Annotated in this window: 16 protein-coding genes; 7 read left to right on the top strand and 9 right to left on the bottom strand. The window is 63.1% G+C overall.

Going from position 1 to position 16,316, the window contains the following annotated elements:
• Window positions 1–417: 417 nt before the first annotated feature.
• From mksB to mksF, 3 genes are read left to right on the top strand one after another with little or no spacing between them, the layout of a single operon-like run.
• Window positions 418–1,707, top strand: a complete 1,290-nt coding sequence (gene mksB / locus K4A76_RS03600; protein WP_009686111.1) for an Mks condensin complex protein MksB — start codon at window positions 418–420, stop codon at window positions 1,705–1,707.
• Window positions 1,697–2,404: an Mks condensin complex protein MksE gene (mksE, locus tag K4A76_RS03595; protein WP_009686110.1), complete on the top strand. Its 708-nt coding sequence runs from the start codon at window positions 1,697–1,699 to the stop codon at window positions 2,402–2,404. The genes mksB and mksE overlap by 11 nt, the downstream gene beginning before the upstream one ends.
• Window positions 2,401–5,232: an Mks condensin complex protein MksF gene (gene mksF / locus K4A76_RS03590; RefSeq protein WP_115293369.1), complete on the top strand. Its 2,832-nt coding sequence runs from the start codon at window positions 2,401–2,403 to the stop codon at window positions 5,230–5,232. The genes mksE and mksF overlap by 4 nt, the downstream gene beginning before the upstream one ends.
• Before the next feature lie 134 nt (window positions 5,233–5,366).
• Here the strand turns inward: mksF and K4A76_RS03585 are convergent, their stop codons facing one another.
• The 5 genes from K4A76_RS03585 to rplU form a co-directional block, all read right to left on the bottom strand.
• Entirely contained in the window at window positions 5,367–5,810 is a 444-nt protein-coding gene (locus tag K4A76_RS03585; protein ID WP_161892746.1) for a CreA family protein, read from the bottom strand.
• Window positions 5,811–5,832: 22 nt separating this feature from the next.
• The gene (proB, locus tag K4A76_RS03580) at window positions 5,833–6,951 is read right to left on the bottom strand and encodes a glutamate 5-kinase (RefSeq protein WP_009686107.1); all 1,119 of its coding nucleotides are present in this window, start codon (window positions 6,949–6,951) and stop codon (window positions 5,833–5,835) included.
• An 85-nt stretch (window positions 6,952–7,036) separates the two neighbouring features.
• A complete protein-coding gene (cgtA, locus tag K4A76_RS03575) occupies window positions 7,037–8,263 on the bottom strand; it encodes an Obg family GTPase CgtA (protein ID WP_009686106.1) in 1,227 nt (408 codons plus the stop codon).
• Between the two features lie 188 nt (window positions 8,264–8,451).
• Window positions 8,452–8,709, bottom strand: coding sequence for a 50S ribosomal protein L27 (rpmA, locus tag K4A76_RS03570; RefSeq protein WP_003247464.1), 258 nt, complete (start codon window positions 8,707–8,709; stop codon window positions 8,452–8,454).
• A 38-nt stretch (window positions 8,710–8,747) separates the two neighbouring features.
• The gene (gene rplU, locus K4A76_RS03565; protein ID WP_003247466.1) at window positions 8,748–9,062 is read right to left on the bottom strand and encodes a 50S ribosomal protein L21; all 315 of its coding nucleotides are present in this window, start codon (window positions 9,060–9,062) and stop codon (window positions 8,748–8,750) included.
• Between the two features lie 244 nt (window positions 9,063–9,306).
• Here rplU and K4A76_RS03560 point away from each other — a divergent pair, with 244 nt between their 5' ends.
• From K4A76_RS03560 to K4A76_RS03550, 3 genes are all read left to right on the top strand, one after another.
• Window positions 9,307–10,275 carry a polyprenyl synthetase family protein gene (locus tag K4A76_RS03560; protein WP_029884883.1) on the top strand — a complete coding sequence of 323 codons (969 nt, stop codon included), beginning with the start codon at window positions 9,307–9,309 and terminating at the stop codon, window positions 10,273–10,275.
• 167 nt (window positions 10,276–10,442) lie between these two features.
• Window positions 10,443–10,784, top strand: a complete 342-nt coding sequence (locus K4A76_RS03555) for a zinc ribbon domain-containing protein YjdM (RefSeq protein ID WP_274411570.1) — start codon at window positions 10,443–10,445, stop codon at window positions 10,782–10,784.
• A gap of 83 nt (window positions 10,785–10,867) precedes the next feature.
• A complete protein-coding gene (locus tag K4A76_RS03550) occupies window positions 10,868–11,113 on the top strand; it encodes a PA4570 family protein (RefSeq protein WP_009686102.1) in 246 nt (81 codons plus the stop codon).
• Between the two features lie 127 nt (window positions 11,114–11,240).
• Here the strand turns inward: K4A76_RS03550 and K4A76_RS03545 are convergent, their stop codons facing one another.
• The 4 genes from K4A76_RS03545 to K4A76_RS03530 form a co-directional block, all read right to left on the bottom strand.
• Window positions 11,241–11,858: an FKBP-type peptidyl-prolyl cis-trans isomerase gene (locus K4A76_RS03545; protein WP_009686101.1), complete on the bottom strand. Its 618-nt coding sequence runs from the start codon at window positions 11,856–11,858 to the stop codon at window positions 11,241–11,243.
• A 127-nt stretch (window positions 11,859–11,985) separates the two neighbouring features.
• Entirely contained in the window at window positions 11,986–12,474 is a 489-nt protein-coding gene (locus K4A76_RS03540) for a TIGR00645 family protein (protein ID WP_003247486.1), read from the bottom strand.
• A gap of 147 nt (window positions 12,475–12,621) precedes the next feature.
• The gene (locus K4A76_RS03535) at window positions 12,622–12,960 is read right to left on the bottom strand and encodes a PA4575 family protein (RefSeq protein ID WP_009686099.1); all 339 of its coding nucleotides are present in this window, start codon (window positions 12,958–12,960) and stop codon (window positions 12,622–12,624) included.
• 162 nt (window positions 12,961–13,122) lie between these two features.
• The gene (locus tag K4A76_RS03530; RefSeq protein WP_274411568.1) at window positions 13,123–15,561 is read right to left on the bottom strand and encodes a Lon protease family protein; all 2,439 of its coding nucleotides are present in this window, start codon (window positions 15,559–15,561) and stop codon (window positions 13,123–13,125) included.
• A 261-nt stretch (window positions 15,562–15,822) separates the two neighbouring features.
• Here K4A76_RS03530 and K4A76_RS03525 point away from each other — a divergent pair, with 261 nt between their 5' ends.
• Window positions 15,823–16,311, top strand: a complete 489-nt coding sequence (locus tag K4A76_RS03525; protein ID WP_009686097.1) for a DUF3015 domain-containing protein — start codon at window positions 15,823–15,825, stop codon at window positions 16,309–16,311.
• The last annotated feature ends 5 nt before the right edge of the window (window positions 16,312–16,316 follow it).

Raw genomic sequence — 16,316 nt, 5'->3', positions numbered from 1 at the left:
GTGTACGCCTTGGTTTTTGCAGCGTCTATCAGACCGAGCGCCGCCCGCGCTGCGCATCGCGACGCAAGGCCGCTCCCACATCTGTTTCGGGCCAGTCGCTCCTGTGAAGTCATCGCTGCCCGCCTTGCTTGCCCCCTTCGATATCGAAGGGGGCGCTGCTGCTTTTCTACAATTTCCAGTCATACACCCAGGGTGCGCGCGCCAAGGACTCAGGAGTAATTGACCCGAAGCAGATGTAGGAGCGGCCTTGCGTCGCGATGCGCCGCGCGGGCGGCGCTCGATCTCACTGCCACCACAAAAACCACGCCATACACCCATGTGACATGAGGTTATCCCCCCATTACAGACCAAGGGGTGAAACCCTGCCCCCCGGATGCAGTACAATCGCCCCTTTTTCTTGGCAACGAGTCGAAGCCAATGATCGAACCCAAGCGCGTCCTGCGCGCCCTAGCCGAACACTGGGCCCTGATCGAGCCGCTGTGCGAGCGTTTCGACCAGGGCACCCTGAGCCTGGTCGAGCTGCGCCAGCATGTGGCCCGCCAGCAAGTAGAAAGCACCCCGCAGGACATCACCCAGCTGCTCGACGTGTGGATCCGCCTGGACATCCTGGTCCCGGTGGCCAAAAGCCCGAACCGTTTCGAGCTCAATGCGCAGATACACGACTTTCTCGCCTACCTGCGCCGCGAGCACCGGCTGGGCCTGTGCCTGGAGATCGAAGCCTACCTGCGCCACCTGGAACGCCTTGCCGGGCACATCCAGGACGCCTTCGACAACCGCGACAGCGACGACCTGGCGCGCCAGCTGCGCCTGCTCGACATGCGCGTGCGCGATGTGCTCAAAAAGCTCGACAACGACGAGCAGGCGCTGGTGGCCGTGGCCGAACGGGCCAAGACCAGCAACCGCCAGATCCCGCTGCGCCAGCGCTATGCCGAGGTCCTGGCCACCTGGGACGAGTACGTCGAGCCGATGATCCAGCTGGTCAACGCCGACGGCGCCTTCGAGCAAGGCGTGCGCAAGGTCGAGACCGTGCTGCTCAAGCTGCTGGGCGAACAGGCGCGCCTGGGCCACCTGGTCGATGACGACATGCTGCTGCGCACCCATGCGCGCATCCTGGAGATGCAGACCAACGCTCAGCTCACCCTGCGTCACGCCCGCGAACTGCTGTTGCCGCTGCGCGAAGAAGCCCGTCGGCACAACGCCGTGACCCGTGGTGCCGCACTGGCCCTGTCGGTGATCCGGCGCAAGGGCCTGGATGCCGTGCCGCAAGCGGCCATGCCGATGTTCACCCGCCCGCAAAGCACCTTCCTCGGCAGTGCCAGCCAGGTCGAAGCCTACGTGTACGCCCTGGCCCGCTTCGAGCCCAAGCCGGCGCGCTTCCCCAAGGCCCACAAGACGCAGTCCGGTGCCCTGCCCCGCGCCCCGCGCACGGTCAAGGAAATGGCCGAACGTTGCGAACAGGCGCTGCCCCTGCCCGACCTGATGGTCTGGCTGCTGGAGCAGGAGCCCGAAGGCGCCACCGACGAGTTGCTGTACTGGTTCTCGCGCCTGTCGCGGGAAAAGCGCTTCAAGCGCGAACGCCTGGACCGCCGCGAGTACACCACCCAGGAACACTTGGTCAGCCTGCGCTCGTTCGCCCTGACCTCCAGCCGCGAAGACGCCAACAGCGCGCCTACCGACCCCAACGCGAGCCCAGCCCATGCATCTTGATCTTTCCGAACTGTCCCAGCTCGCGCCGATCTTCCGCGAGCTGTTCAAAGGCTTCCACATCAGCCGTCGCGACCCCGAGCTGTACGCTCAGCTGTCGAACTTCCAGGACCAATACCGCACCCTGTTCAAGGCCCTGGGCTTCGAGCTGGTGTGCGACACCCGTGGTTTCTACTACTTCGTGCCGGACATGACCGCCGCGCAGGTCAACAAGACCGCGCAACGCCTGTCGCTGTTCACCTTCATCCTGGTCGAGCACCTGGCGGACCAGGGCCGCGACCCCATGGCAGTGCTGGACGGCGGCAGTATCGGCCGCGACGAGCTGCCATCGCTGCTGGACAAGTACCGCGACCTGTTCCTGCAGGCCGAGGTGCAGACCGTCGACGAGCTTGAAGAGAAGATCCTGCGGCGCATGACCCAGCTGGGCTTCGCCCACGAAGAAGGCGGCATCTACCGCTTCCTTCCGCCCATGCACCGTTTCCTCGACGTGTGCCTGTCGGTGCAGCAGGACCGCGACCTGGCCGCCACGCTGCACAGCGACCTGCCGCTGCCGACCCCGGTATTGGTCGAGGAAGAAAGCCCCGAAGAACTCAACCGCACCGACGACCCGCTGGACCTCACGCCGTTCGAAGGCGAGGAAAGCGAAGAGGACGCCCTGGCCCGGGCCATCCGCGAAGAGCAACAGGAGATTGACGCATGAGCCAGGAACGCTACGGCATCCGCCGCTTTGCACTGCTCAACACTGCAGGCTACAGCCTTGGCCTGTTCCCGCTGGAGCACCCGCTGTCGGTCTACGGTGCCAACAACCTGGGCAAATCGGCGTCGATCAACGCGCTGCAGTTCCCGATCCTGGCACGCATGTCAGACATGAGCTTCGGCAAGTACAGCCTCGAGCAGTCGCGCCGCTTCTACTTTGCCAGCGACACCTCGTACATTCTCTGCGAACTGAGCCTGCCCCATGGCCCCCACGTGATTGGCGTGGTCGGCCGCGGACCGGGCGGTGGTTTCGGTCACCAGTTCTTCGCTTACAAGGGCGAACTGGACCTGGCCCACTACCAGAAGAACGACACCTGCCTGCGCCAGAAAGAGCTCTTCACCAACCTCGAGCGCCTGGGCATAAAGGCTTACGAGGTCAAGCCCGACGAGCTGCGCCGGCTGCTGGTCGGCGGCCACACGTCGGTGCCGCTGGACCTGACCATGATCCCGCTGCGCTCCACCAGCGAGCAAAGCCTGAAAACCTTCCGCGCACTGTTCATCAACCTGCTGCACATGCGCGAGATCACTGCGGCCAAGCTCAAGCAACTGTTCCTCGATGCCTTCGAGCACAGCCTGCGCTCGGGCAGCGTCGACTACATCGCCGCCTGCGAAGAGGCCTTCCGCGACGTACGCCGCATGGAACAGGACTACAACGCCCTGGTCGCGGCCGGCCCGCTGGTCGAGGCGCTGGCGGGCGGCGTGGCCCAGCGTGACATCCTGCGCGGCAAGCTGCACCGCATTTCCCCGGTGCTCGACACCTTGCTGGGCACCTGGCAGGAATACGCCATGGCGCGCAAGGAAGAGCTGGTGATCCAGGCCGAGCACTACCGTGGCGAGCAGGACCGCCTGCAGAACGACCAGCGCGGCGGCACCCAGGAGCTGATGCGCCTGGAGCGCGAAATCACCGGTATCCAGCGCTGGCTGGGTGAGCTGTCGGTCCTCAAGCACCGCTTTGCGCTGGTCGATGACGTGAAGGTGCTGGAGCAGCAACTGCTGGCAGCCAAGGACGCGCACGACGAACTGGCCGGTGCCCTGGCCCAGTCGCGGCAGTTCAGCGCCGAAGACCTCGACGAGCGTGTGCGCGACCTGGAAAAGCGCCTGAAGCAGGTCAAGCAGCAGCTCGACCATGCCGACAACAACAGCTATGCGCGCCTGCGCGAAGAGTTCTCGCAGCAGGACGTCGACCGCCTGATGCGCCTGTTCAACGGTGCGCTGTTCAGCCTGCCACTGGGCGAGCGCGGCATCGAGCTGGACGACAGCGACCTGTGGGTAAAGTCGCTGGAAGCGGTGCTCGACGGCTTCAAGGGCGAGCGTTTCGAGGCGCCGGGCCTGGCCATCGACCTGACCAACATCGACCCACCGGCCCTGCAGGCCCTGGCCGACCGCGCCGCCCTGCGCGACCAGAAAGAGCGCCTGGAGAAAGAGCTGAAACAGCTCAAGACCCAGCAGGCCGTAGCCGCCGACCGCTCGGCCTCCAAGGCCCAGACCGAAACCCTGTATCAGGAAGTGCTGGACGCCCAGAAGGCCCTGGAGGACTACCGCCGCAGCCAGACCCTCGCTGCCGAAGAGCCGGAAAAACTCGAGCAGCTGTCGCAACTGGAAGCCGCCCAGGACGAGCTCAAGCGCTCCAGCGACGCGTTCACCGAACGCGTCCAGCAACTGTCGGCCAAGCTGCAGCTGGTCGGCCGCCAGCTCGGCGACCTCGAGTCCAAGCAGCGCACCCTGGAAGACGCCCTGCGCCGCCGCCAACTGCTGCCGGCCGACCTGCCCTACGGTACACCCTTCATGGAAGCCATCGACGATTCGATGGACAACCTGCTGCCGTTGCTCAACGACTACCAGGACAGCTGGCAGAGCCTGCAGCGCGTCGATAACCAGATCGAGGCACTGTATGCCCAGGTGCGCCTGAAAGGCGTGGCCAAGTTCGACAGTGAAGACGACATGGAGCGCCGCCTGCAATTGCTGGTGAACGCCTATGCGCACCGCACCGACGAAGCCCTGACCCTGGCCAAGGCCCGCCGCGCGGCGGTGACCGACATCGCCCGCACCCTGCGCAACATCCGCAGCGACTACGACAGCCTCGAGCACCAGCTGGCGCTGTTCAACCGCGAGATCAACAAGCGCCAGGTATCCAACCTGGAAAGCTTCCGCGTGGTGCTGGCGCCGAACAAGGAAGCGCTCAAGCATATCGACCAGATCATCCACAGTGCCGGCCAGTACGAGGAAGGCGAAACCCTGTCGGTGTTCGACCTGACCCAGAGCGCCGAGCAGGACAACAAGAACGAAGAGGCCAAGGAGTACCTGGCGCGCCTGGTGGCGGCCAACCACAACCAACTGGGTTTGAAGGACCTGTTCGAGCTGGCGTTCGAGATCACCAAGGTCAACGGCCAGCCGGTCATCCATGCCGACATCGATGGCGCGGCGTCCAACGGCACCACCATGACCATCAAGGCGCTGACCAACATGTACCTGTTGCTGCACCTGATGGACCGCGACCTGGCCGGCCGTATTCGCCTGCCGTACTACCTGGACGAAGCGGCCGACATCGACGAGCGCAACCAGGCGGCACTGCTGGAAACCAGCCTGCAGCTGGGCTTCGTGCCGATTCTGGCGAGCGTGAAGCCCCAGGTATCGGCGCGGGTGGCGATCGACCTGGAAGGTGGCAGCGGGCCGAATGGCATCTACATCGACGAGGCGGACTGGAAGTTCATCAGCCGGCTGGATGAGGTGAAAGCGGTTGTGCGTGAGGACCAGGCCGAAGAGTTGGCCTGAGGAACCTGGGGCCGCTTTGCGGCCCTTTCGCGACACAAGGTCGCTCCCACATTGACCGGCATATGCAGGACCTTTGTAGGAGCGGCCTTGCGTCGCGATGGAGGCCAAAGGCCTCCCGGCCATCTACCAGGCTATCACTGCGCCCAAGGCAAGATCGGAATCGCCGTCACCGCATTCTGCGGGCTGCCCTCGACGATGCGGTCGCTGTACACCAGGTACACCAGGGTATTGCGCTTCTTGTCGAGGAAGCGCACCACCTGCATGGTCTTGAACACCAGCGAGGTGCGCTCCTTGAACACCTCCTCGCCATCCTTGAGCTCACCCTTGAAGCTGATCGGCCCGACCTGGCGGCAGGCGATGGAGGCCTCCGCCCGATCTTCGGCCAGGCCCAGCCCGCCTTTCACCCCGCCCGTCTTGGCCCGCGACAGGTAGCAAGTCACGCCTTCGACCTTGGGGTCGTCGAATGCTTCCACCACGATGCGGTCGTTCGGCCCAAGGAACTTGAACACGGTGGACACCTGGCCGATTTCCTCAGCCCCGGCCAGCATGGGCAAAGCCAACGCGGCAACGGCAATCATCCTTTTCAACACAGCCAAACCCTCAGACCAGAACCAGGTTGTCGCGGTGCACCAGTTCTGGCTCCGCAATGTAGCCCAAGGTGCTCTCGATGGCATCCGAAGGCTGGCCAATGATCTTCTGCGCCTCCAGGGCGCTGTAGTTGGCCAGGCCACGGGCGACCTCTGCACCGTCCGGGCCGACGCACACCACCATCTCGCCACGGCGGAAACTGCCCTGTACGGTTTTCACACCCACCGGCAGCAGGCTCTTGTTGGCCTGGCGCAGCGCCTGCACGGCACCGGCATCCAGCACCAGGGTGCCACGGGTTTGCAAGTGCCCAGCCAGCCACTGCTTGCGCGCCGCGAGCATGCCGCGCTCGGGTGACAGCAAGGTCCCCAGACGCTCGCCAGCCTTCAGGCGGTCGAGCACGCGCTCGATGCGGCCACCGATGATGATGGTGTGGGCACCCGAGCGGGCAGCCAGGCGCGCGGCGCGCAGCTTGGTCTGCATGCCGCCACGGCCCAGCGCGCCACCGGTGCCGCCGGCCACGGCATCCAGCGCCGGGTCGTCGGCACGGGCTTCGTAGATCAGCTGGGCCTCGGGGTTGTTGCGCGGGTCGGCGTCGAACATGCCATCACGGTCGGTAAGGATCACCAACAGGTCGGCCTCGACCAGGTTGGCCACCAGCGCCGCCAGGGTATCGTTGTCGCCGAAACGGATTTCGTCGGTGACCACGGTGTCGTTCTCGTTGATGACGGGCACCACACCCAGGTCGACCAGGGTACGCAGGGTGCTGCGGGCGTTCAGGTAACGCTTGCGGTCGGACAGGTCGTCATGGGTCAGCAGGATCTGCGCGGTGTGCTTGCCGTGCTCGCCGAAGCTCGACTCCCAGGCCTGTACCAGGCGCATCTGGCCGATCGACGCAGCGGCCTGCAGCTCGTTCATCGCGCTCGGTCGCGAGGTCCAGCCCAGCTGGCTCATGCCGGCAGCAACGGCCCCGGAGGACACCAGTACCAACTCCACGCCCGCTTCACGCAGCGCGACCATCTGCTCGACCCAAACGGCCATGGCCCCGCGGTCGAGGCCCTTGCCATCGGCGGTCAGCAGAGCACTGCCAATCTTCACGACCCAGCGCTTGGCGCCCGTCACCTTGCTTCGCATCTTCTTCCAACCTATGTCGAATCTGTAGATACCGTGGATACAAAAACGCCGCTCCAGAGAGCGGCGTTTAGTGTACTGCAACCGGTCAGTCGCGCACGTAAATGATTTCCGGGCCGTCTTCGTCGTCCTCGAAATCATCGTCCCAACCGTCATCGTCGCCGATGTCGTGCACGCTCTTGACGCCGGTGCGACGCAGGGTGCGGGCGTCGTCCAGGGCCTGCAGCTGGGCACGGGCTTCGTCTTCGATGCGCTGGTCGAGGTCGGCCAGCTCTTCGGCGTAGGCCGGGTCGTTGGCCAGGCGGTCGGCGCGGTCTTCGAGGTAGCGCATCAGGTCGTGGCTGAGCTTTTCGGTGCCCTGCTTGGAGATGGCCGAAATCACGTAGACCGGACCGTCCCACTGCAGGCGCTCGACCACTTCCTGCACGCGCGCGTCGCGCTCGTCTTCCATGACCATATCGGCCTTGTTCAGCACCAGCCAGCGCTCACGCTCGGCCAGCGACGGGCTGAAGCGGGTCAGCTCGTTGACGATCACTTCGGCTGCGTCGGCAGGGCTGCTCTCGTCCAGCGGCGCGATGTCCACCAGGTGCAGCAGCACGCGGGTGCGGGCCAGGTGCTTGAGGAAGCGGATACCCAGGCCGGCGCCATCGGAAGCACCTTCGATCAGGCCGGGGATGTCGGCGATGACGAAGCTCTTCCAGCGGTCGACGCTGACCACACCCAGATTCGGCACCAGGGTGGTGAACGGGTAATCGGCCACTTTCGGCTTGGCGGCCGAAACCGAGCGAATGAAGGTGCTTTTGCCGGCGTTTGGCAGGCCCAGCAGACCCACGTCGGCCAACACCTTCATTTCCATCTTCAGGTCACGCTGCTCACCCGGCTTGCCTGGGGTGGTCTGGCGCGGTGCCCGGTTGGTACTGGACTTGAAGCGCGTGTTGCCCAGGCCGTGCCAGCCGCCCTGGGCGACCATCAGTTTCTGCCCTGGGGTGACCAGGTCACCGATCACTTCCTGGGTGGAAGCATCGATCACGGTCGTACCGACCGGCACACGCAGGAACAGGTCTTCACCCTTCTTGCCGGTGCAGTCGGTGCTGCCGCCGTTGGCACCGCGCTGGGCTTCGTGGTGACGGGTGTAGCGGTAGTCGACCAGGGTGTTCAGGTTTTCGTCGGCAACCATGTACACCGAGCCGCCGTCACCGCCATCCCCACCATTGGGGCCACCGTTCTCGATGAACTTCTCGCGACGGAAGCTCATGCAACCGTTGCCGCCGTCACCGGCCTTGACCCGAATAGATACTTCGTCAACAAACTTCATTAAAACCGCCTCTCGTCGGCAGACGAGCTGAATGACTCAAAAACATGAGGCTCTTGCAAAAATGAGCGCGGCGGCCCCGTACGACCGTAGAAACCAACGCCGGCAACCCAGACAAACAGCTTTGCAAGAGGCTCACCACAAACGAAAAAGCCCCGTCGCATGACGGGGCTTCTGGAGCGACGTCGCGATTAAGCGGCGACGATGCTCACGTAACGGCGCATGAACTCGCCTTTCTTCTCGAACTTGATCACGCCTTCGATCTTGGCGAACAAGGTGTGATCCTTGCCCATGCCAACGCCGTAGCCAGCGTGGAATTCGGTGCCGCGCTGACGGACGATGATGTTGCCTGGCTTGATAACCTGGCCGCCATACATCTTCACGCCAAGGCGTTTCGATTCTGAGTCGCGACCGTTACGAGTACTACCACCAGCCTTCTTGTGAGCCATGGTTCAATTCTCCAAATAAATTCAGGGGATCTAGGGGATTAAGCCTGGATGCCGGTGATTTTGATCTCGGTGAACCACTGGCGGTGGCCCATACGCTTCATGTGGTGCTTACGACGACGGAACTTGATGATGCGAACCTTGTCGTGGCGGCCTTGCGAAACGACTTCGGCCACTACTTTAGCGCCAGCAACAACTGGAGCACCGATGGTGACTTCTTCACCGTTGGCGACCAGCAGGACGCGATCGAAAGTCACGGATTCGCCGGTGGCGACTTCCAGTTTTTCGATCTTGAGGAATTCACCTTCAGCGACTTTGTACTGCTTGCCGCCGGTAACGATTACTGCGTAAGACATGGTATTTCTCCGATAATCCTGCTCACCCAGCGCTTTATATGATGAGTATTGGCTGGCATGGCTGCACAGGGCTGGAACGGCCCGGCGCAATTGCGTAAGGCAGGTGCTGCCCAGGAAGTTAGGGTGCGCGATTGTACGCAACCACGGTTTTGCTTGCAAGTGCCGCCCCCGGCCAGCTGGCACCGCGCCTTGACACACCGGGACCTGCGACCTAGCATGCCGCGCAACCTCACTGGAGCAGCCGATGCAACCCCAAACCTTCTACCGCGCGGTAGCTGATGATTTCAGCGCCGTCGACGAGATCATCAAGAAGCAGCTGACCTCGCGCGTGCCGCTGGTATCGAAGATCGGCGACTATATCACGTCCGCCGGCGGCAAGCGCCTGCGCCCCCTGCTGGTCCTGCTGTGTGGCAAGGCCCTGGGCCGTGAAGGCGACGACCTGCGCCTGCTGGCTGCCACCATCGAGTTCCTGCACACCGCCACCCTGCTGCACGACGATGTGGTCGACATGTCCGGCATGCGCCGCGGCCGCTCCACCGCCAATGCCCTGTGGGGCAACGCGCCGAGCGTGCTGGTGGGTGACTTCCTTTATTCGCGCTCGTTCGAAATGATGGTCGAACTGGGCTCGATGCCGGTCATGCAGATCCTGTCCAAGGCCACCCGGGTGATTGCCGAGGGTGAGGTGCTGCAGCTGTCGCGGGTACGCGACGCCAGCACCACCGAGGAAGTCTATATGGAGGTCATCCGTGGCAAGACGGCCATGCTGTTCGAAGCCTCCACCCACAGCGCCGCGGCGCTGGCCGAAGCCACGGACGCGCAGCGCGAAGCCCTGCGAACCTTTGGCGACCACCTGGGTGTGGCCTTCCAGCTGGTCGACGACCTGCTGGACTACAAGGGCGACTCGCAGACGCTGGGCAAGAACGTTGGCGATGACCTGGCCGAAGGCAAGCCTACCCTGCCGCTGATCTACACCATGCGCGAAGGCACTGCCGAACAGGCGGCGCTGGTGCGCCAGGCCATTCAGAAGGGCGGCCTGGAAGACCTCGAGCAGATTCGCGTGGCAGTCGAGGAATCGGGTGCGCTGCAGTACACCGCAGAGCTGGCTCGTGATTACGTGAAGCGCGCCATTGCATGCCTTGAGGTGCTGCCAGCCAGCGAGTACCGCGATGCGCTGGTTGAGCTGAGCGAGTTTGCAGTCGCGCGCACGCACTGACACACCGAGCCGCTTCTTCGCGGGCTTGCCCGCTTCCACAGGTTGATACCGACACTGTGGCAGCGAGCAAGCCCGCGGTTGCTTTTGTCCGGACATAATCCCTTCTGGAAAAATACCTTTTACAATGCGGGCTTTCTACCGCCCGTCTGTTTGTTTGAGGAACCGAAGTGAGCACTCTGCCACCCTGCCCGAAATGCAATTCCGAATACACCTATGAGGATGGCACTCAGCTGATCTGCCCTGAATGCGCCCACGAGTGGTCGGCCAGCGGCGATGCCGAGGCTGCCAGCGACGAGGTGGTGAAAAAGGATTCGGTCGGCAACATCCTGCAGGATGGCGACACCGTTACCGTGATCAAGGACCTGAAGGTCAAGGGTTCATCCCTGGTGGTCAAGGTCGGCACCAAGGTCAAGAACATCCGCCTGTGCGATGACGACCACGACATCGACTGCAAGATCGACGGCATCGGCGCCATGAAGCTGAAGTCCGAGTTCGTTCGCAAAGTCTGATTACATGAATTCCGCCAATTGGCGCTTGCTATTCTGATAATAAGAATTATTCTCATTGGAATCGATTTCCAAGGAGAGTAGCCATGACTTATCTGATCGACGCCTGGCTGGACCGCCCTCACCCTTACCTGCGCATTCTTCATCGGGAAACCGGCGAAGTGTGCGCGGTACTCGAAGCAGAAGCGCTCGACGAACTGCGTGACCAGGGCGACCTGGACATGAGCGGGTTGAATTCGAGTGAACCGGGGGTATTGAAGGAGCTGGTGCGGAATCTGTTTCTGTTCTGCTATGCGCGGGCGTTGCGCCCCGGGGGAACGGATTGGAATTGAGGTGGGCAGCGCCGGCCTCATCGCTGGCAAGCCAGCTCCCACAGGTACTGCACAAGCCTGGAAGCTAACGCGACACCTGTGGGAGCGGGCGAGCCCGCGAATGGGCCGCAAAGCGGCCCCGGCGATCTTACAGAACGTCGAGCAGCTCGACGTCGAACACCAGCACGCTGTGCGGCGGGATGCTGCCCACGCCTTGGGCGCCGTAAGCCAGCTCGCTCGGCACGTACAGGCGCCATTTGCTGCCTGCGTTCATCAGCTGCAGGGCTTCGGTCCAGCCAGCGATCACGCCGCCGACCGGGAATTCAGCCGGCTGGCCACGCTCGTAGGAGCTGTCGAACACAGTGCCGTCGATCAGGGTGCCGTGGTAGTGCGTGCGCACGTTGTCTTCACGGCTTGGCTTGGCGCCGTCGCCGGCAGTCAGCACTTCGAACTGCAGACCGGAAGCCAGGGTAGTGATGCCGTCACGCTTGGCGTTCTCGACCAGGAATTCCTTGCCCGCGGCAGCAGCGGCTTCGGCCTTGGCCGCCGCTTCGGCTTGCATCACTTCGCGGATGACCTTGAAGCTGGCCGACAGGTCGGCTTCGCTGACGCGGCTGTCGGCGCCGTTGAAAGCGTCGGTCAGGCCGGCCAGGATCGCTTCCAGGCTGACGCCTGGTGGTGGGTTGTCGCGCAGCTGGCCGCCCAGCTGACGGCCAATGCCGTAGCTGACGCGGGTTTCGTCGGTGGACAGGTTGAGTTCGGACATTGTCGTGCTCCACTGCAGGGCGCAGTGCAGCCGCGCCCTTGATGAAAAGGGCGAGCAGCCTAGCACACTGGGCCGCCGCGAGCAGCTACCAGGCCGAACGCTGCGCGCGCGAACAGCCCTGTACAACTCAGTGCTTGGTCAGCTTGTCCAGGTAGCCCATGCAGAACGCCGAAACCACGAAGGTCATGTGAATGATCACGTACCACATCAGGTAGTCGGTGGAGATGTTCTGTGCGTCCATGAACACGCGCAGCAGGTGAATGGACGAAATGGCCACGATCGATGCGGCCACCTTCATCTTCAGCGACGAAGAGTCCATTTTGCCCAGCCAGTTGAGCTTTTCCTTGCTTTCGTCGATGTCCAGTTGCGAGACGAAGTTCTCGTAGCCAGAAATCATCACCATCACCAGCAGGCCGCCTACCAGCGACATGTCGATCAGCGACAGGATCACCAGGATCAGGTCGGCTTCGCTGAGGGCGAAGACGTTGGGCAGGACGTGGACCACTTCCTGGAAAAATTTCAGCGCCAGGGCCAGCAGGCCGAGTGACAGGCCGAAGTAGATCGGGGCGAGCAGCCAGCGCGAGGCATACATCGCGTTTTCGAGGATACGTTCCATGAAGTTCGGGACTCATCAGGTGACTAAAAAAGCGACGGCGAGTATAGCCAGCCACCTGTTGCAGCAAAAGCCCGATCCAGGCGACCACGATCCCCTGTAGGTGCGGCCTTGCGTCGCGCTCGGGCCGCAAAGCACCCCAGCGTACGCTCAGGTCTCCGGATGAAACTGGTAATCCCCCAGGTTCCGGCAGCGCTCGCCGTTGATCCGGCGCAGCTGCGCCTGCAGGTGCAAGCACCAGATCTGCGGGTCTTCTGCCACCTGGTACCCGTGCAGGGTCAGGCTATCGACGATGGCATGCAGCACCGACTCGGCCACCATTGGCCCGTGGAACGGCCCCTGGGCCTTGATTGCAGAGGGTTGTTCACCGGCCATGCCGGCGGCGAACAGCAAGGTCCACATGCCGGTGTCGCCGGCCAATGGGCGAATGCTGCATTCGATGCGGGTCACCAGGCCCAGGCACTGGCGTGTGAGGCTGAGGTTGCGCATGGCCGCGTCCCCTCCAATGAGCCTTGTTCAGCCTGAAACCCTCAGGCTGTTTCCATCCTGAACGCTGTTCCTTCCTTAAGTTCCAGCATAGAAGAGCAAAACAGAAAGTTGGAAAACCGGCGCTGAACGGTAGCACATGGCCGCCAGCGCCGGTTTATTGACTTAGGCGGGCTTGGCCTGAGCGATGACTTCCTCAAGGCGCTCCTTTTCCGCCTTTTCGATCTCTTCCTCGCTGATCATCTCGGCAATTTCCCGTAGGCGCTCCACCACCCGGGCGTTGACACTGCCCTCGGTGAACTGGCCCTTGTCATCCAGCACGCCGGCCTCTTCGCCCACCAGCAGGCTGAGCGCCTCGTCGGCCTGGCTGACGGCGTAGACGTGGAACATGCCGTTTTCCACAGCCTGCAACACACGCTCGTCCAGCATCAGGGTAGCCACGTTGGCACGCGGGATGATGACCCCCTGCTCGCCCGTCAGGCCACGCGCTTCGCACAGGCGGAAGAAGCCCTCGATTTTCTCGTTCACCCCACCCACGGCCTGCACTTCACCAAACTGGTTGATCGAGCCAGTAATGGCGAAGCACTGCTTGAGCGGTGTACGCGACAAGGCCGAAATCAGCGTGCACGCCTCGCCCAGCGAGGCGCTGTCACCGTCGACATAGCCGTAGGACTGCTCCAGGGCGATACTCGCGGAAATCGCCAACGGGAATTCCTGGGCGTAGCGGCTGCCCAGGTAACCGGTGAGGATCATCACCCCCTTGGAGTGGATCGGCTGGCCCAGGTTGACCTCTCGCTCGATGTCGACGATACCGCTGCCGCCCGGGTATACCGTGGCCGAAATACGTGCCGGCATGCCGAACGCCGAATCGCCGACTTCCAGCACCGTCAGGCCGTTGCACTTGCCGATCGCCGCACCTTCGCTGTCGATCAGGATGATGCCGGCAAGCATGTCGTCCAGTACCCGCTGCGAAACCCGGCCGGTACGAGTGGCCTTGGCCTTGAGCGCCCGCTCGATATGGCCAGCGTCAGTCATTTCGTCACCGGCCAGCTGGCGGATGAAGTCGGCTTCGCTGACCAGCTGGAACAGGTCGCCGATACGGGCCGACAAGCGCGACTGGTTCTCCGCCAGGCGTGCGCTGAACGTGGCCAGGCGCGCCACCGCATCGCTGGTCAGCGGCGCCATGCCTTCTTCGTTGGTGCGGGTGCGCAACAGCTGGGCGAATTGCTCCAGGTTCTCGTCGACCATGGGCATGTCTTCGTCGAAGTCGACCAGCACGCGGAACATCTCCTGGAAGTCCGAGTCGTGGTCCTGCAGTGCGTAGTACAGCTGCCGCGAGCCGATGATCACCAGCTTGACGTTGAGCGGGATCATCTGCGGCTGCAGGCTGACAGTAGCCACCCGGCCCAGCTCGCCGATCGGCGATTCCATTTTCAGCTTGCGCGATTGCAGCGCACGCTTGAGCGCGTCCCACACGAACGGTTCGCCCAGCATCTTCTCGGCTTCGAGGATCAGGAAGCCGCCATTGGCCCGGTGCAGCGCCCCCGGGCGCAACTGGCGATACGAGGTATACAGCGCGCCCTGGTCGGTGCTGTATTCGATGCGGCCAAACAGGTTGTCGTAGGTCGGGTGCGGCTCGAACACCACCGGTGCGCCACCGTTGGCGTAGTGGCCCACGACCAGGCTTGGCGCGTATTGCTCTTCCAGCAGCTTGCGGGCAACGGCGTCGGTCTTGCTGTCATCGACCAGTTGCTCGACCACGGTGCGCAGCAGGTTCAATTGCACCGATTGCAGGTAGGCGCAGACCGCGGCGTTCTCGGCGTACTTTTCCGAAAGCGGCGCCAGCAGAGGTTGCAAGGCCAGGGTGATGGTTTCTTCGTTCAGCTGGCGCAACTGGTTGTTCGACTCGCGCTTCCACTGCGGCAGGCTGGCTAACTCTTCGTTCAGCTGCTCCTCGAGCTGGGCGATGTCTTCGTGGAACTGCTCGCGCACCTCTTCCGGCAACTGGGCGAATTCCGCTTCGTCCAGCGCCTTGCCATCGGCCATGGGGGTAAAGGCGACGTTGCTGGAGTCGCGGTACAAGGCCACGTCCTTCTCCAGCGACGCCCGCTCGATCACATCCAGGGCACGGTCATAGCGCTGGTTGAAGGCGCGGTCGATGGCGCCCTTCTTCTGCTGGTACGACGGGTGCTCGAACACCGCCGGGAAGGTGGCCAGCAGGTTGTCGATCAGCCCGCCCATGTCGGCGATGAACTCGGTGGCGGTGCCGGACGGCAGCTCCAGTGCCCGCGGCTCGCGGGTGTCGTCGAAGTGGTTGACGTATACCCAGTCGGCCGGGGTCTGCTGGCGTTTGCCTTCGGCCTTGAGGTAGCGTTTGACGAACGAGAAACGCCCGGTGCCGGGCTCGCCCATCACGTACACGTTGTAACCAGGGCGTGGCATGGCCACGCCGAACTGCAGGGCCTCGACAGCACGCTCCTGGCCCAGGACTCCGCGAAACGGCTCCAGATCGTCGGTATTGGTAAAGGCAAACTGCTCGGGTGAGAAACGCCGGGTCAGGGCTTCAGGCGCAAGACGCAGGCGCGCAGCGACAGGATCGGGCATTGGGTTTCCTTACTTCGGCGGGGCAGATACGCAGCATTCTGGCGCTGCCCGCGCGCGCCTTGCAAGGCTCCAGGGGACTTTATATCGCCGCACCTCACCGCCAGAGCAGGTATTCGAACAGCAAATTTTTCGCAATCAACAACGCAACCTTTAGATCGTGCCTAAACTCCAAGCTGCGCGGGTGGGTGAAATGCTTTCCCGACCTGGCAACCGAGTTGCCAGAAAACACTGACCCTTGGTTATGACAAAGAGAAAAAAGCTATGAAACGGATTCTTCTGGGTACTCTGTTCACCGTGGTCTCGCTCAACGCCATGGCAGAAGCGCCAGGCGGCCCGAACTGCGGCTGGGGCAACATGCTGTTCGAGGGCCAGCGCGGCACGCCGGCTCACTTCCTGGCTTCCACCACCAACGGCACCTCTGGTAACGCCACCTTCGGTATGACCTCCGGCACCAACGGCTGCTCGACCAAGGCTTCGCTGACTTACGGCGGCAAGTCCTGGTTCGCCATGAACGGCATGATGAACGAGCTTTCCGAAGACATGGCCATGGGCCAAGGTGAAGCACTGACCACCTATGCCGTGGTACTCGGCGTGGCCCCGGAAGACCGTGGCTACTTCAACTCGGTCACCCACCAGCACTTCAACCAGATCTTCAGCAGCGCCGACGTCACCGCTGAAACTGTCCACAGCAACACCCTCGCTGTACTGAAGGGCGACCCACGCCTGGCCAAATACGCTACCGAGGCCTAAGCTGC

It is taken from the genome of Pseudomonas sp. NEEL19 (genome assembly GCF_028751975.1).
GTDB lineage: Bacteria > Pseudomonadota > Gammaproteobacteria > Pseudomonadales > Pseudomonadaceae > Aquipseudomonas > Aquipseudomonas juntendi.
The sequence above is the reverse complement of the archived record's forward strand: the minus strand, read 5'-3'. Positions and strand labels throughout refer to the sequence as shown.

Bases quoted from the DNA above. Each gene is read 5' to 3' on its own strand.
- K4A76_RS03525 (WP_009686097.1), top strand. From the start codon at position 15,823: ATGAAACGGATTCTTCTGGGTACTCTGTTCACCGTGGTCTCGCTCAAC.
- K4A76_RS03530 (WP_274411568.1), bottom strand. From the start codon at position 15,561: ATGCCCGATCCTGTCGCTGCGCGCCTGCGTCTTGCGCCTGAAGCCCTG.
- rpmA (WP_003247464.1), bottom strand. From the start codon at position 8,709: ATGGCTCACAAGAAGGCTGGTGGTAGTACTCGTAACGGTCGCGACTCA.
- K4A76_RS03535 (WP_009686099.1), bottom strand. From the start codon at position 12,960: ATGCGCAACCTCAGCCTCACACGCCAGTGCCTGGGCCTGGTGACCCGC.
- mksB (WP_009686111.1), top strand. From the start codon at position 418: ATGATCGAACCCAAGCGCGTCCTGCGCGCCCTAGCCGAACACTGGGCC.
- K4A76_RS03550 (WP_009686102.1), top strand. From the start codon at position 10,868: ATGACTTATCTGATCGACGCCTGGCTGGACCGCCCTCACCCTTACCTG.
- mksF (WP_115293369.1), top strand. From the start codon at position 2,401: ATGAGCCAGGAACGCTACGGCATCCGCCGCTTTGCACTGCTCAACACT.
- mksE (WP_009686110.1), top strand. From the start codon at position 1,697: ATGCATCTTGATCTTTCCGAACTGTCCCAGCTCGCGCCGATCTTCCGC.
- rplU (WP_003247466.1), bottom strand. From the start codon at position 9,062: ATGTCTTACGCAGTAATCGTTACCGGCGGCAAGCAGTACAAAGTCGCT.
- proB (WP_009686107.1), bottom strand. From the start codon at position 6,951: ATGCGAAGCAAGGTGACGGGCGCCAAGCGCTGGGTCGTGAAGATTGGC.
- K4A76_RS03540 (WP_003247486.1), bottom strand. From the start codon at position 12,474: ATGGAACGTATCCTCGAAAACGCGATGTATGCCTCGCGCTGGCTGCTC.
- cgtA (WP_009686106.1), bottom strand. From the start codon at position 8,263: ATGAAGTTTGTTGACGAAGTATCTATTCGGGTCAAGGCCGGTGACGGC.
- K4A76_RS03545 (WP_009686101.1), bottom strand. From the start codon at position 11,858: ATGTCCGAACTCAACCTGTCCACCGACGAAACCCGCGTCAGCTACGGC.
- K4A76_RS03585 (WP_161892746.1), bottom strand. From the start codon at position 5,810: ATGATTGCCGTTGCCGCGTTGGCTTTGCCCATGCTGGCCGGGGCTGAG.
- K4A76_RS03560 (WP_029884883.1), top strand. From the start codon at position 9,307: ATGCAACCCCAAACCTTCTACCGCGCGGTAGCTGATGATTTCAGCGCC.